General features: G+C 63.3%; 20 protein-coding genes. 11 read left to right on the forward strand and 9 right to left on the reverse strand.

The features are described 5' to 3' along the window. Positions 1–676, forward strand: a 676-nt coding sequence (locus C1D09_RS07920) for a PRC-barrel domain-containing protein (RefSeq protein WP_143973750.1), incomplete at its 5' end; no start/stop codon positions are given. A 77-nt stretch (positions 677–753) separates the two neighbouring features. On the opposite strand, the gene C1D09_RS07925 is transcribed toward C1D09_RS07920, so the two are convergent. Next, positions 754–2,343: an alkaline phosphatase family protein gene (locus C1D09_RS07925; RefSeq protein WP_246135678.1), complete on the reverse strand. Its 1,590-nt coding sequence runs from the start codon at positions 2,341–2,343 to the stop codon at positions 754–756. Between the two features lie 205 nt (positions 2,344–2,548). Here C1D09_RS07925 and C1D09_RS07930 point away from each other — a divergent pair, with 205 nt between their 5' ends. The 4 genes from C1D09_RS07930 to C1D09_RS07945 all read left to right on the forward strand — a co-directional run bounded on the left by C1D09_RS07930 (position 2,549) and on the right by C1D09_RS07945 (position 5,614). Then, complete coding sequence (locus C1D09_RS07930; RefSeq protein ID WP_143973752.1) at positions 2,549–3,481, forward strand: VOC family protein; 933 nt, start codon at positions 2,549–2,551, stop codon at positions 3,479–3,481. Between the two features lie 4 nt (positions 3,482–3,485). Next, positions 3,486–4,106 carry an alpha/beta hydrolase gene (locus tag C1D09_RS07935; RefSeq protein WP_143973753.1) on the forward strand — a complete coding sequence of 207 codons (621 nt, stop codon included), beginning with the start codon at positions 3,486–3,488 and terminating at the stop codon, positions 4,104–4,106. 2 nt (positions 4,107–4,108) lie between these two features. Then, the gene (locus C1D09_RS07940) at positions 4,109–4,408 is read left to right on the forward strand and encodes a GNAT family N-acetyltransferase (RefSeq protein WP_019861578.1); all 300 of its coding nucleotides are present in this window, start codon (positions 4,109–4,111) and stop codon (positions 4,406–4,408) included. Between the two features lie 147 nt (positions 4,409–4,555). Next, on the forward strand, positions 4,556–5,614 hold the full coding sequence (locus C1D09_RS07945; RefSeq protein WP_143973754.1) for a dipeptidase: 1,059 nt from the start codon (positions 4,556–4,558) through the stop codon (positions 5,612–5,614). A gap of 10 nt (positions 5,615–5,624) precedes the next feature. Here the strand turns inward: C1D09_RS07945 and C1D09_RS07950 are convergent, their stop codons facing one another. From C1D09_RS07950 to C1D09_RS07965, 4 genes are read right to left on the reverse strand one after another with little or no spacing between them, the layout of a single operon-like run. Continuing rightward, entirely contained in the window at positions 5,625–5,870 is a 246-nt protein-coding gene (locus C1D09_RS07950) for a hypothetical protein (protein ID WP_143973755.1), read from the reverse strand. Positions 5,871–5,872: 2 nt separating this feature from the next. Next, on the reverse strand, positions 5,873–7,132 hold the full coding sequence (locus C1D09_RS07955; protein ID WP_143973756.1) for an aminomethyl transferase family protein: 1,260 nt from the start codon (positions 7,130–7,132) through the stop codon (positions 5,873–5,875). Between the two features lie 3 nt (positions 7,133–7,135). Next, on the reverse strand, positions 7,136–8,701 hold the full coding sequence (locus C1D09_RS07960; protein WP_143973757.1) for a phytoene desaturase family protein: 1,566 nt from the start codon (positions 8,699–8,701) through the stop codon (positions 7,136–7,138). Then, positions 8,688–10,307: a phytoene desaturase family protein gene (locus tag C1D09_RS07965; RefSeq protein WP_143973758.1), complete on the reverse strand. Its 1,620-nt coding sequence runs from the start codon at positions 10,305–10,307 to the stop codon at positions 8,688–8,690. The genes C1D09_RS07960 and C1D09_RS07965 overlap by 14 nt, the downstream gene beginning before the upstream one ends. A gap of 279 nt (positions 10,308–10,586) precedes the next feature. Between C1D09_RS07965 and C1D09_RS07970 the strand changes: the two genes are divergently transcribed. From C1D09_RS07970 to C1D09_RS07990, 5 genes are all read left to right on the forward strand, one after another. Continuing rightward, entirely contained in the window at positions 10,587–11,381 is a 795-nt protein-coding gene (locus tag C1D09_RS07970; RefSeq protein ID WP_143973759.1) for a class I SAM-dependent methyltransferase, read from the forward strand. 6 nt (positions 11,382–11,387) lie between these two features. Beyond that, positions 11,388–12,074 carry a transcriptional regulator BetI gene (gene betI, locus C1D09_RS07975; protein WP_143973760.1) on the forward strand — a complete coding sequence of 229 codons (687 nt, stop codon included), beginning with the start codon at positions 11,388–11,390 and terminating at the stop codon, positions 12,072–12,074. A 43-nt stretch (positions 12,075–12,117) separates the two neighbouring features. Next, entirely contained in the window at positions 12,118–13,200 is a 1,083-nt protein-coding gene (locus C1D09_RS07980; protein WP_143973761.1) for an ABC transporter substrate-binding protein, read from the forward strand. A gap of 108 nt (positions 13,201–13,308) precedes the next feature. Next, positions 13,309–14,385, forward strand: coding sequence for an extracellular solute-binding protein (locus C1D09_RS07985; RefSeq protein ID WP_143973762.1), 1,077 nt, complete (start codon positions 13,309–13,311; stop codon positions 14,383–14,385). Next, a complete protein-coding gene (locus C1D09_RS07990; protein WP_143973763.1) occupies positions 14,382–15,692 on the forward strand; it encodes a flavin monoamine oxidase family protein in 1,311 nt (436 codons plus the stop codon). Before C1D09_RS07985 ends, C1D09_RS07990 begins: the two co-directional genes overlap by 4 nt. Here the strand turns inward: C1D09_RS07990 and C1D09_RS07995 are convergent. Genes C1D09_RS07995 through C1D09_RS08005 form a run of 3 tightly spaced genes read right to left on the reverse strand, consistent with a single transcriptional unit; the run spans position 15,656 to position 18,517 of the window. Next, positions 15,656–16,729, reverse strand: a complete 1,074-nt coding sequence (locus C1D09_RS07995) for an ABC transporter ATP-binding protein (RefSeq protein WP_143973768.1) — start codon at positions 16,727–16,729, stop codon at positions 15,656–15,658. The genes C1D09_RS07990 and C1D09_RS07995 overlap by 37 nt on opposite strands. 52 nt (positions 16,730–16,781) lie before the next feature. Further along, positions 16,782–17,603 carry an ABC transporter permease gene (locus C1D09_RS08000; protein WP_143973764.1) on the reverse strand — a complete coding sequence of 274 codons (822 nt, stop codon included), beginning with the start codon at positions 17,601–17,603 and terminating at the stop codon, positions 16,782–16,784. Further along, on the reverse strand, positions 17,600–18,517 hold the full coding sequence (locus C1D09_RS08005) for an ABC transporter permease (protein ID WP_143973765.1): 918 nt from the start codon (positions 18,515–18,517) through the stop codon (positions 17,600–17,602). Before C1D09_RS08005 ends, C1D09_RS08000 begins: the two co-directional genes overlap by 4 nt. A 349-nt stretch (positions 18,518–18,866) precedes the next feature. Between C1D09_RS08005 and C1D09_RS08010 the strand changes: the two genes are divergently transcribed. Then, on the forward strand, positions 18,867–20,285 hold the full coding sequence (locus C1D09_RS08010) for an aminotransferase (RefSeq protein WP_143973766.1): 1,419 nt from the start codon (positions 18,867–18,869) through the stop codon (positions 20,283–20,285). Between the two features lie 39 nt (positions 20,286–20,324). On the opposite strand, the gene C1D09_RS08015 is transcribed toward C1D09_RS08010, so the two are convergent. Beyond that, a complete protein-coding gene (locus tag C1D09_RS08015; RefSeq protein ID WP_143973767.1) occupies positions 20,325–21,527 on the reverse strand; it encodes an aromatic ring-hydroxylating oxygenase subunit alpha in 1,203 nt (400 codons plus the stop codon). Positions 21,528–22,069 lie beyond the last annotated feature (542 nt).

Here is a 22,069-nt window from a genome sequence, read left to right on the forward strand (position 1 = left end):
GTCCAAGGAAGGCAAGGCCGAATCGCTGGTGATCGGGGTGGGCGGCTTCCTTGGCCTCGGCGCCAAGAATGTCACCTATGATTTCAACAAGGCCCAGTGGGCGGAGAAGAACGGCGACCGCTGGCTGGTGGCGCAGACCACCAAGGAAGAGCTGCAGGCGCAGCCGGATTTCAACCGCAAGGCGTATGATCCGGCCCCGGCAACGACGGCATCGAATGAGCCGGCGCCAACAGCTCCGGCCGCGACGACAGCCCCCGCCGCCGCCCCGGCGGACAAGACAGCCGGAGCCCCGGCGGCTGCGGCCCCTGACCAGACGCAGACCGCCGCCATCGACAAGTCGACGCTGACCGCGATGCCGGTCGGCGAAATCAAGGCCGACGATTTGAAGGGCACCACGGTCTACGGCGCCAATGACGCCAAGGTCGGCGAGATCGGCGATGTGGTGCTTGCGCCCGACAAGAAGGCAGACGCGGTGATCGTCAATGTCGGCGGTTTCCTTGGCATCGGCGAGAAGGAAGTGGCGGTCGGCCTGGATAATCTGAAGTTCATGACCGACAAGAACGGCAAGAAGTATCTCTACACGACCTTCACCAAGGAACAGCTCGAGTCGCAGCCTGCCTATGACAAGGGCAGCTATGCCGAGAAGCGCGACCAGCAGCGGTTGATCGTGAAGTAGGCAGTAGGCAGTAGGCAGTAGGCAGTAGGCAGTAGGCAGTAGGCAGTAGGCAGTAGGCAGTAGGCAGTAGGCAAGCCCTATTCCCTACTGCCTATACCCTTACTCACATGTCCCACCACGCCATTTCCCGTCAGTTCCGCCAGCGCCAGCGACTGGTCGAGATGTTCGGCGCGCCAGGCGAGAAGCCGTTCGGCGAATTGCAGACGGGTGGACAGATGCGCAGGGCTGGTGGCGAGGTTGGTCAGTTCGCCAGGGTCGGCCTCGACGTTGAAAAGCAAAGGCGGCAGACCGCCGCCAAAATGCACGTATTTGAATTTGCTGGTGCGGATGACCACCAGGTTGCACTGGCGCGAGGCAATGCCGAAATGCGCTTCGGCGTCGCCGTGAGCGACCGAGCGGAAATCGAACTCCCAATGCGCGGCGTCGCGCCATGTGGCGGGGTTTCCGCCGCTCAGGAATGGTTTCAGCGAGCAACCGTCAAGATGCGGTTCGGGGGGCTCGCCAAGCAGGTCGATAAGCGTGGGCAAGATGTCCACCGCTTCGGTGAAGCGATCGACCGTGCTGCCGGCCGCCTTGCGATGCCGCGGGTCGCGAATGATCAGCGGGATGTGGTAGCTGCCGTCGAAGTATCCGCCCTTGCCCAGCATGAAATGGTCACCCATCATCTCGGCGTGGTCCGAGGTGAGAAGGATGATGGTGTCGTCCCACGCGCCCGAAAGCTTGAGCGCCTGCCATATCAGGCCAAGCTGTGTGTCGACCTCCGAGATCATGCCGTAATAGATCGCCCGGATGCGGCGGAAATCATCCTCGCTCCAGTCGTGCACCTTGCCAGCGACGCCGGGGCGGTAATTCGCGCGATACCGCCGGCTGAGATCATAGGCGAGATAGGGATGGCTCTGCGCTTCGGCCCGCCAGCTTTCCGCCCGGTGAAAGGCCGGGCCGTCGGCCGGATCGTATAGCGTGTTGTAGGGCTCCGGCACGATGAAGGGCGGGTGCGGGCTGATGAAGGAGAGATGCGCGAACCAGGGCGTGGCCTGCTCCTGCTCGCCGAGCCAGCGGATGAACTCACCGGCAAGGAAAGCCGTCGGCGTATGGTCCTTCGAATAGATTGGCGACGCCTCGGTCACGGTGTCATCGCCTTCCTCGCCGGCAGGACGGTGGATGTCGGGAGATCCGGCGCTGGCATCAATGCCCTGCTGCTTCAGCCAGGAGAGCCACTGCTTCTGATGCTCCGGCAGCAGCTGGCGCACCGTGAATCCGGGCAGCACGCCTTCATAGGTTGTCAGCCTCGGATCACCTGAAGCCAGCACGCGCGGGTCGGGCGACACGTCGGTGTAGCCGAACAGCGTCGGATCATAGCCGATGCCGCGCGCGTGCTGTGCGATGTTGCCATGACGGGCGTCCAGCGGCGAGCCGTTGCGGCAGACGCGGTTGTTCATCTGGTAGAGGCCGGTGTAAAGGCAGGCACGCGCCGGCGAGCAAGGGGCGGCGCCGCCATAGTGCTGCTTGAACAGCACGCCCTCGGCGGCCAGCGCGTCGGCATTCGGCGTCTTCACCACGAGATGGCCGGCGGCCGACAAGCAATCACCGCGCCATTGGTCGCAAGTGATCAGGAGAACGTTCGGGCGCCTGGCTTTTCCTGTCACTCGCGATACCTTTCGCTGCATGGTCGAATGCCATTCATGGAACCGATTTCCGGCAAGGGCGCAAGACCACCAATGTTAGTCGATCGGTGAACAAAACTCTTTTTATCGTTCACTTTTACAGCACAGTCCATTCTGTGTTTGGCGCCTTTGCCGCAAGCAGTCGTGTCCTCATATTGGCGTGGACAGCGGCCAGGGCCGCACAAACAGCAAGGGAAGGAGCAAGACAATGCTCGACCAGATCAAGGGTCTCCATCACGTCACCTCGATGGCCAGGGATGCCCGGCAGAACAATGATTTCTTCACCCACAAGCTCGGCCTGCGCCGCGTCAAGAAGACGGTCAATTTCGACGCGCCCGACGTCTACCATCTCTATTATGGCGACGAGGTCGGCACCCCGGGTTCGGTGATGACCTATTTTCCGTTTCCCAACATCGGCAAGGGCCGTCCCGGCGTCGGCGAGGTCGGCACCACGGTCTACTCCGTGCCGGAAGGCACGCTCGCCTATTGGGAAAAGCGCTTCGCCGACGAAGGCGTGAGCAGTGTCGCCCGCGAGGAGAGTTTCGGTGAAAAGCGGCTCAGATTCGCCGGCCCCGATGGCGACGGTTTCGCGCTTGTCGAGGACAAGGCCGATAGCAGAGTGCCGTGGGCCAAAGGCGGCATTGCGACCGACGAGGCGATCCGCGGCTTTCACTCGGTTTCGCTCAGGCTGAAGGATGGCGGCGCCACCGAGGAGCTGTTGAAATTCATGGGTTACGAGGAAGTCGACAAATCAGGCAATGTCAGACGGCTTGCCGTGAAGAACGGCAACGGTGCCGATGTCGTCGATATCGAATCGCTGCCGAGCGCGGCCTTCGCCGACCTTGGCGCCGGCTCGGTGCATCACGTCGCCTTCGCCGTAGAGAATCGCGCCAAGCAGCTCGAAGTGCGCAAGGCGTTGATGGATACCGGCTATGGGGTGACGCCGGTAATCGACCGCGATTATTTCTGGGCGATCTATTTCCGCACGCCGGGCGGCGTGCTGTTCGAAGTCGCCACCAACGAGCCGGGTTTCGACAGGGATGAAGACACCGCGCATCTGGGCGAAGCGCTGAAGTTGCCGACGCAGCATCAGCATTTGCGGCCCTATCTCGAACAGCATCTGCAGAAGCTGGAAGGCTGAGGCCATGAGCAAGGACACTTACATCCACAAGGTACTGCCCGGCTCGCCGGGCGGCCCGATGCTTTTCGTCTTCCACGGCACTGGCGGTGACGAGAGCCAGCTTCTGTCGCCGGGGCGCGATCTCGTGCCCCAGGCCACCATCATCTCGCCGCGCGGCGATGTGTCCGAACACGGTGCGGCGCGCTTCTTTCGCCGCACCGGCGAGGGCGTCTACGACATGGGCGACCTGTCGCGGGCAACGGACAAGATGGCGGCCTTCGTCAAGGCGCATGTCGAGGCTGCGAAGCCCACGGCGGTGCTCGGCCTCGGCTATTCCAACGGCGCCAACATACTGGCGTCAGTGGTGTTCGCCGAGCCCGAGCTGTTCGACGCCACGGTGCTGATGCATCCGCTGATTCCGTTCGAACCGCAGGTCAAGGGCAGCCTCGCTGGCCGCCACATGTTGCTGACCGCCGGCAAGCGCGATCCGATCTGTCCGCCGAACCTGACGACGCGGCTTGAGGCCTATTTGCGTGCCGACGGTGCCGATGTCACAGTGGAATGGCACGAAGGCGGGCACGAGGTGCGGCCAAATGAAATCGAAGCGGCGCGGCGGCTCTTTGCCGGTGTCGCTCAAGGAGTTTAGACATGCCCGACCAACTGCCTGAAATCGAACTGGAAGACCACGGCTCCAAAGGGCGCTATGTGTTGCGTGGCCCTGGCGGCGCCGAGGCCGAGATGACCTTCACCAAGATCGGTGAACACCAGATCATCATCGACCACACCGAAGTGCCGGACGCGTTTCGCGGCCAGGGTGCGGGGCTTCGGCTCGTCACCCGCGCCGTCGAGGATGCCCGCGCCGCGGGCAAGAAGATCATCCCGCTTTGCCCGTTCGCCAACGCCCAGTTCCGCCGCCACGCGGAATGGGCCGACGTGCTGAAACACTAGGGAAGCGCAGCACGTCATCGATAGGATGCGGCGGGGGGATAGGGAGGCGGTCCCCGCTGCCGGTCGGCTTTGTCATTTGCCGCGACCAGATATCTTGCCTAGATATGATGTCTCGCCGTGCCAACAAACGAACTGAATGATCCCCCGATGACCGAAACCGACCTCGTCCCCGTCTTCGACGGCCACAACGATACGCTGCTCAGGCTGTATCAATCGAAGGACAGGGACGTCGAAAAGCTGTTCGTCGAAGGCAAGTCCGGCGGCCATGTCGACCTGCCGCGCGCCAAGGCGGGCGGCTTCGCCGGTGGCATGTTCGCGATCTTTCCGCCGCCGGTCGAAAAAGCCAGGCGCAGCGCCGTACCCTTGGCGCCGAGCGACAGCGAGCCGCTGCCGCCGGAGGTGCCGCGCGCCGATGCGCTCAACTCGACGATCGCGATGGCCTCGATCCTGTTTCGGTTGGAGCGGGCTGGGGCTCTGGCCGTCTGCCGCACAGCCGGCGACATACACAACGCCATGGCCAAGGGCACGATCGCCGCGGTGTTCCATATCGAGGGCGTCGAGGCGATCGATCCCGAACTGACTATGCTCGACGTGTTGCACGCCGCCGGCCTGCGCTCGCTCGGCATCGTCTGGAGCCGGCCGAATGCTTTCGGTCACGGCGTGCCGTTCCGCTTTCCGTCCTCGCCGGACACCGGCCCGGGGCTGACCGATGCCGGCAAGGCGCTGATCAGGGCCTGCAACGAACTGAAGATCATGATCGATCTTTCGCATCTCAACGAGAAAGGTTTTCGTGATGTCGCTGGTCTCAGCGATGCGCCGCTGGTAGCCACCCACTCCAATGTGCATGCGCTCTGCACCCATTCGCGCAATCTCACCGACTGGCAGCTCGGCGCCATACGCGAGTCCGGCGGCATGGTGGGGCTGAACTTCGCCACCGGCTTCCTGCGCGAGGATGGGCGCATGAATGCCGACACCAGCCTCGACATCATGGTGCGCCATGTCGATTCCCTGCTGCAGGCGCTGGGCGAGGACGGCGTTGGCCTCGGCTCCGATTTCGACGGCGCCATGATCCCGGCCGTGATCGGCGACGTCGCCGGCCTGCCGAAGCTGATCGATGCGTTGGCCGCGCGTGGTTTTGGCCGTGCCCTGATCGAGAAGATCGCCTACCGCAACTGGCTGAGCATGCTCGAAAGAACCATTGGGTAGCGCGCAGGCGCTACTCGAAACCGATCCTTTTGAGCCAATCCTTGCCGACGCCGCGGTCGCGGATGATCGGCAGCGGGTTTTCCGAATCGAGCCGCGCGCAGATGCGGTAGACCTCGAGCGTCTCGGCGCTCATCTCGCCGCGCTTGTAGAAGAACATGGCGGCGGCATAGCGCGTGCGGCCCGACCATCTCTCGCCGAGCGGCGTGTTGACCAGCTCCCACTGCTCGGCCGCCTCCAGCTCCGCTTCGCCGGTCATGGTCAGAAATCCGCCGGCGGATTGGCGGTGCGGCGGTCGAGCTTGATGAAGGGCCGCGCCACCACCTTGGCCCGTTTCATCAGCTTCTGATATTGCAGCTCGCGCATGGCATAGATCTCGACCCAAAGGTCTTCCACGACGGTATCGCCATAAGGCCGCGCCAGCGAGGCCAGGGCAATGTTGCGCTTGGCCATCGGCGACCACATGGCGGCGCTGACCAGTCCGACCTCCAGATGCTTCTTGTGATAGACGATGGCGTGTTCAGCCGGGATGTTGCCCTCGATCTCCAGCCCGACCAGCACATGGCGCAGCTTGGTTTTGGCGCGCGCTTCGAGAATGGCGCGGCGGCCGTTGAAATGGGCCTTCTGCGGCTCGATCATGAAGCCGAGGCCGATCTCGTCGGGCCTGCGCAAGCGGTCGGCGCGTATGGCATGCTCGGCGGTGGTGAAGTCGGCATTGGCAACGATCAGCCCGGCCTCGAGCCGCGCGCGGTTAAGGGCGGTATAGCCGATGGCGCGGATGCCGCGCAGTTCGCCCGCCGCCACCAGCCGGTCCCACAGGCTCAGCGCCCTGTCGGCCGGCACGAACAATTCGTAGCCGAGATCGCCGGTGAAGCCGGTGCGCGAGATAGTCACGCTTGTGTCGTCGTGCGGGAAAGCGGCAAGGTCGAAAACCCTGAGCTTCTCGACACCAGCGAAGCCGGCGTCGCGCAGCACGGCGAAGGAGGTTGGTCCTTGCAGAGCCAGGCCGGCAACGGCCTCGGTCTCTTCCTCGACAATGACGTCGAAACCAATGGCGCTGTCGAGCAGCCAGGGCAGATGCCGCTCCTGCGAGCACAGGCGGAAGCGCGTCGGCGACAGGCGAAACAGCGTGCCGTCGTCGAGGACGAATCCCTCGTCGTCACACCACGCCGTGTAATGCACACGGCCGGGCCTGAGCTTGGTGACGTCGCGCAAGGTGACACGGTCGAGGAAGGCTTCGGCATCCGGCCCTTCGATCCGGTATTTGGTCATGGGCGAGATGTCGAACAGCGCCGCCTGGCTGCGGATGGCGAAGTATTCGAGTTCCTCGTCCCACAGCGAATGCGGCGCACGGTAGCCGGCCCAATTGTACCATTCCTGGGTCTTGGCCAGCGCGTCGAGGCGCGGCTGGAACGGCGTGCCGAGGCGTAGCGTGCGGAAATGGGATTGTACGGCGATGCGGGCGGAGACAGCCGCATCGGCCGTCTTCGCAACGGGCTTCTTCCTGGTCGCCTGGGCCATGACCTATCCCTTCATCGCAATGATGCGCCGCGCTGCGTTCAAGCCAGGAGCGCCGGATACGCCGCCGCCAGGGTGCGAGCCGGCGCCGGCCAGGAACAGCCCTTCGAGCGGCGTGTCGTAGCCCGACCAGCCGGAGAGGGGCCGCGAGACCAGCATCTGGTCGGCCTGCAACTCGCCATGGTGCCAGTGACCGCCGGGCACGCGGTAGCGCATCTCGATATCGGCCGGTGTCAGAAGCTCGGCGTGAACGACGCTCTTGCCGATGCCGGGCGCGTAAGCCTCGAGCTGCGCCATGATCGCCTTGAGGAATTTCGGCTTGCCGGCAGTCCAGCCTTCCTTCAAGGCGTAGGGCGCATATTGCACCACCGCCGAGAGCACACAGGCGCCATCAGGCGCCAGCGATGGATCGGCGAGGCTGGGCAGGGTGATTTCCAGCACCGGCTCAGGCGGGAATTCGCCATACTTGCATGGGTTGAAGGCGCGCTCGACATGATCGGGCGAGGGCGCGATGACCAGGCGGCCCTTGTGAGCGGCGGCATCAGCACCGGGGAATTGCGGCGGCCGGTCGAGCGCCAGATGAAGCTTGGCGGCATCACCCTTCATCCGGATGTTTTTCACCTTGCGCACGAAACCGGTGTCGATCTCACGCGGTCCGACAAGGTCGAGGAAGGTCGTTGCCGGATTGATCGCCGAGACAACAGTCCTGGCGCGCAGTTCCTCGCCAATATCAAGGGTGACGCCGACGGCACGGCCCTTCTCGACGGTGATTTTCGCCACGGCAACCGACGTGCGGATGGTGACGCCGGCCTTCTCCGCCGCGGCCCGAATGGCGGCGACGACGGCGCCCATGCCACCTTGCGGCAGGACCTGCGCACCGGCCGTTCCGCCGATCTCGCCGGCCAGGCGATAGTAGAGGCCGAGCAACGAGGTTGGCGAGCGCGGACCAAGATGGCTGCCGAGGGTGGCGTCGAACGCGAGCAGGCCCTTCAGCCTGGCATCTTCAAGTTGCTCGTCGAGCAGGTCGGCGACGTTCATCAAGAGCACGCGCAAGAAGTCGCGCATGTCCTCCTTGCCGAGTTTCTTCAGCGCCAACGCGGTCTGGCCAAGCCCTGCGGTGTCCATCAACGACATGCCCGCGAGATCGGGCGGCCGGCGGGAGAGGAAGGGCTTCAGGATGCCGGCATAGCGCAGCAGTTGCGCGCGCAAGTCCTTCCAGGCGGACTGTTCGGAGGAACTGGCGCCGGTCAGCACCTCGCCATAGGCGCCATGCAGCATCAGCGCGGGGCCGTCCATCGACAGCGCCACCGACGGCAGGAAGTCGGCGCGGGCAAATTGCAGCCCATACGTCTCCAGTTCCAGCGTCTTCACCACATCGGGGTGCAGGCGGTTCAGCAGGTGAGCGATCGACGAGACGCGAAAGCCCGGGGCAAATTCCTCGGTGCGTGCGGCGCCGCCGACTTCGTTTCCAACCTCCAGCACCAGCACCTTGCTGCCTGCTTTGGCCAAAGTCGCGGCGGCAACGAGGCCGTTGTGGCCGCCGCCGATGACGATTGCATCAAATGACTTCATGGGCCGGGCTCATATGCGAGGTGGATTTGGCGAGATCGCGCAGGATTTCGGCTGCCGCATTGCGGCCGGGCGCGCCCATGACACCGCCGCCCGGGTGGGTCGAGGAGCCGCACATATAGAGCCCGCCCACGGGCGAGCGGTATTGCGCGTAGCCCGGCACAGGGCGGTTGAACAGAAGCTGGTCGAAGGTCAGTTCACCCTGGAAGATATTGCCTTCGGTCAAGCCGACCTCGGCCTCGATCTCGCGCGGCGTGCGCACCTCCATATGGACGATGCGGTCGCGGAAGCCGGGCGAATACTCAGCGATTTGCGCGATCACGCTTTCAGCGAAACCGTCACGGTCGGCATCGGTCCAGTCGAGGCCGTTCACCTTGGGCGGCGCGTATTGCACAAAGCAGCTCATGAAGTGCTTGCCGGGCGGCGCCATCGTCGGGTCGAGCGTTGTCGGGATGACCATGTCGAGGAAGGGATCGGCCGACCAGCGCCCGGCCTTCCAGTCGTCGTAGGCGCGCTCCATCCGCTCGATCGAATCGGTGAAATGCATGTCGCCGCGATAGACGGGCGAATCCCTCGGCAGCGCGGGGAATTCCGGCAGGGAATCGAGCGCGATGTTGATCTTGCCGGAGGAGCCGCGGATCTTGAAGTTCTTCACCCGGCGCAGAAAGACATCTGGCAGTTCCTTTTCTTCGACCAGCTTCAGGAAGGTGCGCTTCACGTCGGCATTGGAGACGACGAGCTTGCAGTAAACCTCCTCGCCGCCGGCCAGCACGACGCCCGTGGCCTTGCCTCGGTTCACCAGCACGTGGTCGACCTCGGCGCCGGTGCGGATGGTGCCGCCCGAGGCCTTGAACGACGCGGCCAGCGCCTTGGTGACCGCGCCCATACCGCCGCGCGCATAGCCCCAGGCACCGACCGAGCCGTCGACCTCGCCCATATAGTGGTGCAAGAGCACGTAGGCCGTGCCTGGCGACATCGGTCCGAGCGCGGTGCCGATGATGCCCGACAGCGCGAAGTTCGCCTTGATGACATCGGTCTCGAAATACTCGTCGAGGAAGTCCGAGATCGACATCGTCCAGAAGCGCAGCGTCAGCGCCATCTGTTCCGCCGACAGACCGGCGAATTTCTTGCCGAGATAAAGAAGCTCGCCAAGGTCGCGCGGCCTGAAGCTGGTCGGGTCGGGCGCGGTGCGCATCAGCAGGGGCTGGATGAAGCGGCACTGCCGCGTCACGTCGCGGGCATAGCGGTCATAGGCCTCGGCGTCGCGCCTGGAGAAGCGGGCGAATTCGCGGCGGTGCGCATCATGATCGCGGTAGTTGGCGAGATAGTCGCCATCCCTCGTGAACACCGCGCCGCCCTCATAGGAAATGACCTGCAGGCCGAAGCGCGGCAGCTCGAGATCGCGCATGATTTCCGGGCGGAACAGCGAACAGACATAGGAACAGTTGGAATAGACGAAGCCCGGCGTCAACTCGCGGCTGGTGGCCGCACCCCCGACCCAGTCGTTCTTCTCCACCACCAGCACGTCGAGCCCGGCGCGCTGCAGGTAGCAGGCATTGACCAAGCCATTGTGTCCGCCGCCGATAACGATCGCGTCCCAAGCTTTCATTTTGGCCCAGCCTCTTTGTTTCCAAGCCGTTCCCAAGGGAAAGCGCTACGCGCTTTTCCCGGGAAAACCGTTCGCGCCTTTTCCGGTAATTGCCCTGTGCGACCCGCTGTTCATTTCTGCGTGATCTGTTCCCGAATACGCGGAATTTGGCACGGTATCGGGCATTCTGTCCAGTCGTTCTGAATGAATGTTCAACAAATGGTGTTGCGTTTTTCCCGGCATGCGCTAAGCTTTGCCGACGTTCGAAGCGAGCATTCATCGATTGGGGATCGAGGGCTGATGATCGAAACGGCAGATGCCGAGTATGACGATACCGCCATCCGCTTCCTCGAGGCGCTGTGGGGCGATGGCTACTTGTCGCCGGGCGGACCTGAAGAGGTCGACCGGGTTGTCGAAGGGCTGTCGCTCGAGGGCAAGACGATACTCGATATTGGCTGCGGCTCCGGCGGCATCACGCTGCATCTGGTCGAGTGTCATGGCGTTGCCCACGCCACCGGCTTCGATGTCGAACGGCCGGTGATCGAGGCGGCCAGGCGGCGAGCGGCCGAGCATGGGCTCTCGGGCCGCGTCAGCTTCGTCCAGGCGCCACCCGGGCCGCTGCCTTTCGCCGATCGCTCCTTCGATGCCGTGTTTTCCAAGGACGCGCTGCTGCATGTGTCTGACAAGGAAGGCCTGTTCGCCGAGATCTTCCGGGTGCTGAAACCGGGCGGCGTCTTTGCCGCCTCCAACTGGATGATCGGGCATGACAGCGACCCGTCACCCGAGATGACGGCCTATATCGCGGCGGAAGGGCTGTCCTTCGCCATGGCCTCGCCGGCGCGCTATGCGCAGGCGATGCGGCGCGCCGGCTTTGCCGATGTCACCGTCAGGGACCGCAACATCTGGTACCGCGAGGTGGCGCGTGGCGAGCTGGAAAGGCTGAAAGGACCGCTCTATGCGCCGGTCGCCGCCGTGGTCGGCGCTGCCTATGTCGACAAGAACATCAGAACCTGGGAGGCCATGCAGAAGGTGCTTGACAGCGGCGAGCACCGTCCCACTCATCTTCGCGGGTGGAAGCCGGATGCGATTGGATAGCCGGCGATGCTGGAGACGATCACGCCCATGAAAACGGCAGACGCCAGGGATGCCCTCCTCGAACCGGCGGGGAAAGCCGAGACCGAGAAGCGTGGACGCAAGGCTTCGAAGGAGGTCCGTCAACTGCAGCTGATCGAGGCGACGATCGATTCGCTGGCCAAGCGCGGCTATGCCGAGACGACGATGGCCGATGTCGCCGATGGCGCGGGCCTGTCGCGCGGCATCGTCAACTTCCATTTCGAGAGCAAGGAAAAGCTGCTGATCGCGACGCTGCAGCACATGTATGACGAGTATTCGGCGCATTGGCGCGCCGCCCTGCAGAAGGCAGGCGACGATCCGGCACGGCAGCTGCAGCAGCTGGTGTGGGCCGACTTCGACCGCTCGATCTGCAACAAGCGCAAGCTCGCCGCCTGGCTGGCCTTCTGGGGCGAGGCCAAGTCGCGGCCGACCTATCAGGCGCTGAGCAGCTCGCGCGACGCTTATTACCAGCAGGTCTTCGTCGATCTCTGCACGACGCTCAAGCACAGCGGCTCATATGCCTATGAGCCGCAGGTGATGGCGCTGGCGCTGTCGGCCATGCTGGAGGGGCTCTGGCTGCGGCTGATGATGGGCACCGAGGACACGACGCGCGAAACAGCCTTGCAGGCCGCCAACGCTTTTTTGGCCGCTGCCTTCCCGAAGCATTACGGTTAGCAACAGCCGGCCGCCAAGACCGGCAAGACCAAAAGGGGACAACATGAAGAACCTTAGCCGACGCCTGACATTGACATTGGCGCTGGGTGGCGCGCTTGCGGCTTCGGCGGCAGCGTTCGCCGTCGCCGCCGACAAGGATCTGATCGTGTTCGACTGGTCCGGCTATGAGGATCCGAGCTTCCATCCGAAATATGTCGAGAAGAACGGCGATTCGCCGACCTTCGCCTTCTTCGGCGACGAAGACGAAGCGTTCGAGAAGGTGCGCTCGGGCTTCAAGGCCGACCTCGGCCATCCCTGCTCGCAGAGCGTGACGAAGTGGCGCGAGGCGGGCCTCCTGCAGCCGCTCGACACGTCGAAGATCACGGGCTGGAAGGACCTCAATCCCGGCATCATGGCGATGAAAAATCTCGCCACCACCGATGACGGCAAGGCGTGGTTCATGCCTTGGGATTGGGGCAACACGCAGCTCACCTACAACACCTCCAAGATCGACGCCAAGGACGTGCAGTCTCTGAAGGCGTTTGCCGATCCGAAGTTCAAGGGCCGGGTGTCGATTGGCGACAATGTCGACGACGCCTATGCGCTGGCGAGCCTCGCCATCGGCCTGAGGGACTGGACCAAGATGACGGACGACCAGTTCAAGCAGGCTTCCGATTTCCTGCGCCAGGTGCACAAGAACGTCCGCTCCTACTGGACCGACACCACCGATATCGTCCAGTTGCTGTCCGGCGGCGAGGTCGACCTCGCCTGGGCCTGGAACGATGCGACGGTACAGTCCGTCAAGGCAGGCGTGCCGATCAAGTCGGTGAAGGATACAAATGAAGGCATCTCGACCTGGGTCTGTGGTTATGTGCTGTTCAAGGACGCGCCCGGCAACGTGGACAAGGCCTATGACTATCTGAACGCCGTCAACGATCCGGAGACCGCCAAGGTGCTGGTCAAGGACTGGGGCTATGGCCAGGCCAACGCCAAGGGCATGGCCGGCGTCGATCAGGCGATCCTGAGGGAAAAGGGCTATGACGACGTGCAGAAATTCGTCGACAAGACGCTGTTCCAGTCGCCGCTGCCGTCCGACCTCAAGCTGAAGATGATCGCCGAATTCGAGAAGATCAAAGCCGGGTATTGACCTCGTTCCGGCCGCCCGTCCGCTGCCGCACGGCGGGCGGACGGGCCTCGCCAAAGCGGATGATTTCTCCTAACCTCGCAAGAGCTTTTCGCGATGGGGGAGTTTGCCATGACGCCAATGCTACGCCGCCTGGCGCTTGCCGCCGCCTGCACGATCGGCGCCGGCGCGGCTTATGCCTGGGCGGAAGGCGGCGGCGATCTCCTGGTGTTCGACTGGTCCGGCTACGAGGACCCGCTGCTGCATCCCGCCTATACCGCCAAACAGGGCGCCGAGCCGACCTTCGCCTTCTTCGGTGACGAGGACGAAGCCTTCGAGAAGATGCGGGCGGGCTTCAAGACAGATATCGCGCACCCCTGTTCGCAAAGCGTGGCGAAATGGCGTGACGCGGGCCTGCTGCAGCCGCTAGACACGTCAAAGATCACGGGCTGGAAAGACCTCAATCCCGGCATCATGGCGATGAAGAACCTCGCCACCACGCCCGATGGCAAGGCCTGGTTCATGCCGTTCGACTGGGGCAACACGGCACTGCTCTACCGCACTGACAATGTAACGGCGGACGAGGCGCGGTCGCTGCGGATCCTGGCCGATCCGAAATTCAAGGGTCGCGTCACCATCGGCGACAATGTCGACGATGCTTATGCGCTGGCGAGCCTGGTCATCGGCCTGAAGGACTGGACCAAGATGACCGACGCGCAGTTCAAGCAGGCGTCCGATTTCCTTCGCCAGGTGCACAAGAACGTCCGTCTCTACTGGACCGACTCGAGCGACATCGACCAGGCTTTTTCGGGCAATGAGGTCGACCTTGCCTGGGGCTGGGGCCAGACACTGATCGCCATGAGCGGGCAAGGTGTTCCGGTCGCCATGAATCGCGATACCAAGGAAGGCATGTCGACCTGGGTGTGCGGTTACGTGCTGATGAAGGACGCGCCAGGCAAGCTTGACCAGGCCTATGATTTCCTAAACGCCGTCAATGCGCCCGATATTTCGAAATACATGGTCACGACATTCGGCTACGGCCATGGAAATAGTGCCGGCATGGCGGCGATCGAACACAAGGTGCTGGCCGAGCGCGGTTTCGACGACATCGACATGTTCCTCGACAAGACGCTGTTCCAACAGCCGGTCGCGCCCGAGCTGAAGAAGCGCATGGTCGACGAGTTCGAGAAGATCAAGGCCGGCTATTGACGGACGCAGCGGAAAGAACCGACGTCGTCGTTGTCGGTGCCGGTTTCACCGGCCTGTCGGCGGCGCTTGAGTTGAACCAGGCTGGCATCGATTTCGTGCTGCTTGAAGCGCGCGATCGTGTCGGCGGACGGGTGGAAGCCGTCCGGAATGGACTGGGCGAGCGCATCGACAGCGGCGGCCAATTTCTGTGCGAGGACATGCCGGAAGTGATGGCGCTGGCCAAGGCCCGTGGCAAGACCTTCGTCGAAACCTATGTCGAGGGCGACTTCGTCACGCATCCATCGATGCCGCCCAAGGACGCCAAGCAGACCTATTACGGCGCGATGGCGATCCGCGAGCGCATGAACGGCATCGAGCCGGACGACCCGTCGATTGCCGGCATGAGCGTCGCGGCCTGGCTGGATCAGCAAGATGATCCCATCGACGCCAAGGCGGCTTTCCGCTCGATGATCGAAGGCCTGTGGTGCCTGGCAATGGACAAGGTGCCGCTCTGGCACCTGATCGACAATGACCGGCGCATCACCAACGAGGTGCCGGAGCTGCAGTACTCCCTGCGCGAGACCATGCAGTCGCTGGCCGAGGATCTGGCTGGCGATCTCGGCGACCGTGTGCGGCTTGGCGAACCGGTCACGCGTGTCGAGCATGGGCCGCAAGGTGTTCGTGTCGTCACGGACAATGGCGTGATCCTAGCGCGCCGCGTGCTGGTCGCGCTGCCACCGGCGACGGCCGCGAGGCTCCCTCTCGCGCCGGCCATGCCGGCGAGACTCGCGAAGGCGCTCGGCGTCTGGCAAAGCGGAGCGGTGATCAAGATCCTGGTGCGCTATCCCAGGCCGTTCTGGCGTCAGCAAGGTTTGAGCGGCATGGTGATGTGGCGCGACCTGCCGGGGCTGTTTGCTTGCGACGCCAGCAGGGACGCGGAGCATGCCGCGCTCGTCGTCTTCGTCGGCGGGCCGCTGGCGTTGCGATGGCGTGCGCTCAGCGATGCGGCATTGCGCGCGGAAGTGACGGCAAGGCTGGTGGCCGCTCTTGGTCCGGGCGCGGCCGATGGTGAAGATTTCAGCCAGCGCGACTGGATCCATGACCGCTGGAGCGGCGGCGCTTACAGCGACCTCATCGTCGACGCGACGGCAAGGGACGCCGAGCGCACGATTCTCGCGGGTGCGCCGCCAGTCCATTTCACCGCTTCCGAACTGTCGCCATCTTTTCCGGGCTATGTGGAGGGTGCGATCGTTGCGGGGCGCATCGCGGCGCGCAAGATCATCGCCGAGCTTCAATCCCCCATCGCCACCAGCGCCTCGGGATCATAGGCAAGCCGGATAGAGGTGCCGACCGGAATGTCGTCGGCGCCGAAATCGTTGGTCTCCGTTACCGACAGTGGTTTCTCCAGCCCCGGTATCTCGACGATCAGATGGGTGATCTCGCCGAAATAGTGGCGCTCGACCACCGTGCCGGCGACCTCGAATTTTGCCGTCGCATTGTCCCACAGCACGCGCAGGCGCTCGGGCCGTATGCCGAGCGTCGCGGCGCCGCCATTGCGCACGAAGGCCTTCGGCTTGTCGGTCTTGACGCGGCCGAAGCCGAGCGTGTCGACGGTCAGCGAGGCGCCGTTCTCCTCGACGATCTCGGCCTTGACGAAGTTCATCCCGCCGAGGAAGTCGGCGACCTGGCGGTTGACCGGACGCTGGTAGATTTCCTTGGGCGAGGCGACCTGCGCGATCCTGCCGCCGAACATCACCGCGATGCGGTCGGACATTGCGAGCGCCTCATACTGGTCGTGGGTGACCAGCACGAAGGTGATGCCGACCGCCTGCTGCAGGCGGCGCAGTTCGACCTGCATCTGCTCGCGCAATTTCTTGTCGAGCGCCGACAGTGGCTCGTCCAGCAGCAGCACCTTGGGCCGCATGACCAAAGCGCGCGCGAGCGCCACGCGCTGGCGCTGGCCGCCGGACAGTTCAGTGGCCAGCCGCTTGCCAAGTCCGATCAGCGAGACCTGCGCCAGCGCCTCCTCGACGCGTCGTTTCTCCTCGCCGCCCTGCAGCTTCAGCCGCTTCAGCCCGTAAGCGACGTTCTGCTCGACATTGAGGTGCGGGAAGATCGCATAGCTCTGGAACACCATGTTGGTCGGCCGGCGGTTGGCTGGAATGCCTTCCATCGGCTGGCCGCCGACCGCGATCGATCCACTGGTCGGGTTGTCGAAGCCGGCGATCATGCGCAAAAGCGTGGTCTTGCCGCAGCCGGACGGGCCGAGCAGCGAAAAGAATTCGCCCTCCCTTATGGTCAGGGACGCGTCGTCCAGCGCCTTGAACGCCCCATAGCTGCGGGTGACGTTGCGGATCTCGATCATAGCACGATCAGACTGGGCCGGATCGGATTGGGGGCGCTCGGTCCGCGGCTGTTCAGGCATAGAGGCCTCCCTCGTTCTGGGTGCCCCTGGCCGCGCGGCGGCGCAGGATTTCGGCGATTGTCATCAACAGGAAGGAGGCCACCAGAAGCAGCGTGCCCAGCGCCAGCACGCCCGGCAGTTTCGACGCGAAACGCAACTGGCCCCAGATGTAGATCGGCAGCGTCGCTTCGGTGCCGGTCAGGAAGAAGGCGATGATGAACTCGTCGAGCGAAATGGTGAAGCAGACGAGCAGGCTGGAGATGATGGCCGGCGCCACCATTGGCAGCGTCACGCGGCGGAAGGTGCCGAAGGCGGTCTCGCCGAGATCGGCGGAGGCTTCCTCCAGACTGCGGTCGAAGCCCTCGAAGCCGGAGGTCAGCACCGTCATCGAATAGGGAATGCAGACCAGCACATGGCCGAGCACGACGGTGAACAGCGAGAGGCTGAGGCCCAGCTGCAGCATGACCAGCAACATCGAGATGGCGACGATCACCTCGGGCAGCACCAGCGGTGCCATGATCAGGCCGTTGATCGTGCGGCGGCCGGGATAGCGATAGCGGGTGATCGAGCGGGCGGCGAGGATGCCGAGCACGGTGGCGAGAACCGACGCGCAGACCCCGACCTTCAGGCTGTTCCAGGCGGCGTCGAGCAGGGCCGGCGTGTGTGGCAGATCCGCATACCATTGCAAGGTGAAGCCGGTGAGTGGGAATTTCGGCGTCGGCGCCGTGTTGATCGAGAAGATCGGCAGGAAGATCACGGGCAGGTAGAGGAACACGATATAGAGGAACGCATAGACGGACAGCCAGCCGCCCGACAGGAGACGCCGCGCCCTCATCGTGCCAGCCGCTGCAGTGCGCGGATGATCAGCACCGTGGCGCCGGCCATCAGCGTGACGACCAGCATGGTGGTGACGGAAAGGGCGGCCCCCAGCGGCCAGTTGGCGGCCTTGCCGAACTGTGCCTGGATGGCGTTGGCGATCATGACGCCGTCCTTGCCGCCGACCAGCTTCGGCGTGACATAGTCGCCGACGGTCGGGATCATGACGATCAGCGCCGCCGAGATGACGCCCGGCGCCGATAGCGGCAAGGTCACGCGCAGGAATGAACGCAAGGGACCATCGCCGAGATCGGTGGCTGCTTCGACCAGCGTGCGGTCGACCTTTTCCAGCGAGACGAAGATCGGCAGGATGGCGAAGGCCGCCCAGGCATGGGTGAGGGTGATGATGACGGCGCTTGAATTGTAGAGCAGTGCGGTCGACGGCTCGTCGATGATGCCGAGGCCCATCAAGCCGGAATTGAGCACGCCATTGTAGCCGAGGATGACCTTCCACGACATGACGCGCAAGAGATAGCTGGTCCAGAACGGGATGGTGATGAGGAACAGCCACAGGCTCTTGTGGCGGCCGCCATGGAAGGAGATGAAGTAGGCGATCGGGTAGGCGAGGATGACGGTGAACAGGCTGACCGTCAGCGAGATGTAGAGCGAGCGCCACAACAGATCGCGGTAGATCGGCTCGGTCAGCGCGATGCGGTAGTTTTCCAGCGTGAAGGTGCGGTCGATGGTCAGGTAGTGCTGCGTCCAGAAGGAGTGGGCGATGACCACCAGGATCGGCAGTACCAGCAGGATGAGGGCGTAGAGAAAGGTCGGGCTGATCAGGGCAAAGCCCTGGACGGGTTCGGATTGCAGAAGGGCATTTCTTCTGGCCCGCGTCATGCGCAACGGGGGCAACCCTTCCGCGGTCGCCGTCATTGCCAGACTCCGCGGGGCCAGACTCCGGAAGGCAAGGCTCCGGGCGTGATCTCGGTTGCTGGCCTGGACAGTTCCGCCATGCGGCATCCCATTGTGCTGACGCCGGCTGTTTGTTCCCACTTATCCTTGGAACGCGATCGAACGCAAAACCGGTGACCGCTTTGCTGGTCGCGTCCCTAGCTTGCCGGCTTTCTTTCATCATGCGCGCATCCGTGGATTGAAATCAAGCGCTATTTCTGAGATATTGATTGAACAGACATTCAAAATAATGCAAATAAAGCGACCATTTCCCGGCTTTGCCGCCGAATTTTAAGCTCAAGAAGAAATCGACAGAGACGTGGAGGCGACAATGGCTGCGTTGAGGGACCTGAAGGCGAGCGAAATGGCGGCATCCGGCGGTGACGACGCCATTGAACTGGGCAAGCGCCATCTTATCCAACCCTGGCCCTATGCCGGTTCCGTCGGTGCGGAAGCCCGCGCGCTGATCGGCGAGGGCGACGGCATCTACATCACCGACAATACCGGCAAGCGGCTGATCGACGGGCCCGCCGGCATGTGGTGCGTCAATGTCGGCCACCGCCGCGAGGAACTTGCCAGGGTCATGTACGACCAGGCGATGGTGCTGTCCTACAACACGCCCTGGTACACGATGAACGCGCCGTCGGCCGAACTTGCCATGCGCATTGCCGGCCATGCGCCGGGCGACCTTAGCCATGTCTTCTATACGACCGGCGGCTCGTCGGCCGTGGAGACCGCGCTGCGCTTCATGCAGTTCTACAACAATGTACGCGGCCGGCCGGAAAAGAAGCTGATCCTGTCGCGCGGCGGCGCCTATCACGGCTCGACCTATCTGTCGGCCTCGCTCAACGGCCGCCCTCGCGACCGCGACTGGATGGACGGCGCCGACGAGCTGGTGATCAAGCTGTCCTCGCCAGATCCGTTCCGCCGTCCGCAAGGCATGAGCCTTGCCGCCTTCACCGACTTCCTCGTCGACCAGTTCCGCGACACGGTCGCCCGTGTCGGCGCTGACAAAATAGGCGCTTTCGTCGGCGAGCCGGTGCAGGCGTCGGGGGGCGTCGTGATCCCGCCCGACGGCTATCTCAAGCGCATCCGCGAGATCTGCCGCGACAACGATATCCTCTATGTCTCCGATGAGGTGGTGACGGGCTTCGGCCGGCTCGGCCATGTCTTCGCCTCGGGCGACGTGTTCGGCATCGATCCCGACATGATCACCTTCGCCAAGGGTGTCACCTCGGGCTATTTCCCGCTCGGCGGCGTCATCATCTCGGAACGGCTGCTGCAGGAGTTGCGCCGTTCGAACCATCCCGATGCGATGTTCGGCCACGGCCTGACCTATACCAGCCACCCCGTCGGCTGCGCCGTGGCGTTGAAAAACCTCGACCTGCTGGAAGAGAGCGTGCTTGCCCACGCGCAAGCGGTCGCGCCCTATTTCCAGGCGCAGCTGAAGACGCTGGAAGACCTGCCGTTGGTCGGCGAGGTGCGCGGGTCCGGACTGATGGGCTGCGTCGAATGCGTCGCCGACCGCGAAAGCAAGGATCCGCTGCAACTCGACAAGGATGTCGGCAAACGCATCGACGCCCACTGCCATGAACTTGGCTTGCTGGTGCGGCCGCTTATCAACATGTGCGTGATGTCGCCGCCGCTGATCATCACGCGCGAGCAGATCGACGACATGGTCGGCATTCTGCGCGAAGGCATTTCCCGGACCATGGATGATTTGAGGAAAGAAGGCGTGTGGCGGGGGTGAAGTTCCCTCCTTCGCCCCCGTAGAACGGGGAGAAGGAAGCTACGACCGCGACCTCAGCGCGTCGTTCAAATTCCACATGTCCTTCTCCTCCGGCGCCGTCTCCAGGCCCAGCACCGGCAGCATCTTGCGCAGATGATCATGGTGGGTGCGCACACCATATTCGAGGTCGGAGAGATAAAAGCCCTCGAAGGCTTCGGACAGCATGGATTCGTTGGACCACACCGACAGCTGGACATCTTCCGACATGGTGTCGCGGTCGATGCGGAAGGAGAGGTAGCGGGCGGCGGCCTGCTCGCGGCTTTCGTCGCGGTAGCGGTAGATGGCGCCGCGCAGCAGGGTCTGACCCGTCGACAGCGGAAACTCCTGATAGAACTGCACGGATTCCGGCATCACCGAAATGACCGCATTGGGGAAGATGCCGTAATAGACCCAGGCCTTCTTCAGATAGTCCGGCAGATGCGCCGGCTCAGGCGCGATCTTGACGTAGTTCTTGACGCTCCAGCGGCGACCGGCATGCGGATTGTAGGTGGCGAAGGAGCGCGATACGCCATTAATGAAGGGCTCATCGAAATAGGTCGCGCCATAAAGATCCTGCAGGGCAGGATGCGCCATGGCAACGTGATAGCCCTCATTGTCGACATCGCGCACCGACTTCCAGTTGACCGGCGTCTTCTGGGTCCAGATGCCCCAGGACGGCACCATGTCCGCGGCCTTGTAATGCGCGAATTCGGGCTCGATCGGCTTCATCAGTTCGGCGACCGAAGGCTGCGGTCCGCCATTGCGGAAGCGGATGAAGATGAAACCCATCCAGACTTCGAGGTCGAGCTGCATCAGGCCGAACTCGGTCTTGTCGAGATCGGGGAAGGAGCGCGGGCGCGCGGCGCCGCGCAGCGTGCCGTCGAGATTGTAGACCCAGCCATGGAAGGGGCATACCAGCGCGTTCTTGCAATTGCCCTGGCTGTCGGCGACGACACGGCTGCCGCGGTGGCGGCACATGTTGTTGAAGCCGCGCACGACGCCGTCCTTGCCGCGCACGATCAAGGCGCGTTCGCCGACCACATCCATGGTCAGATAGTCGCCGGCGTTCGGGATGTCGCAGACATGGCCGATGATCTGCCAATGGTTGCGGAACACATGCTCCTTCTCGAGTTCGAGAAGGGCGTCGGAATGGTAGCTCCAGCCCGGTAGTCCCCGCCGGTCCCAATCGTTGGGGATCGCCACGTCACGCAGGTGCGGGTTCATAAAACGTCTCTTCTTTGTTGAATAATCATTCAATAAAATCATATTTTGCGTTGAAATGCAATGGTTTGTGAGACTCCATTGATTTCGCTCCAAAGTCCAGGCGTCGTCCTCGGCTGAATTCGTTGCGGTTGCTGCCCAGGAAAATCGCGGAGAATCCGGGTGTTAGCCCCGGTTCCGAAATGCCGTTCTCATGTCATCTCACAAAGCGCGGAAGCCGACGAACAAGACACCTTGCAGGTTGCAAAAAGCGCTCGTTGCGCTGCGGTCGATCTGCTGTTCGGCAGGCGCTCGGGTTGGGGTTACCTGGCTGGAGCCGACGTGGGACTACCGCGCTTCGGCGAAGTGTGAGCCGGAATGACCGATTCTGCCCGGTTTGCCGGCAGTTCTGTTTCAATTCCGTTACATTGCCAGAGCAACGCCAATTTTGTGCCGTTACAAAGTGCGATTAAGTTCGTTTAATCATAAAAAAGAAACGCAGCGAAGGGGAAGGCAATGCATGCGAAAGTTAAGATCATCACCCGCGAACACCGCCTCCAGTCTCC

The organism is Mesorhizobium intechi (genome assembly GCF_002879535.1).
In the GTDB taxonomy this organism is placed as follows: Bacteria; Pseudomonadota; Alphaproteobacteria; order Rhizobiales; family Rhizobiaceae; genus Mesorhizobium; species Mesorhizobium intechi.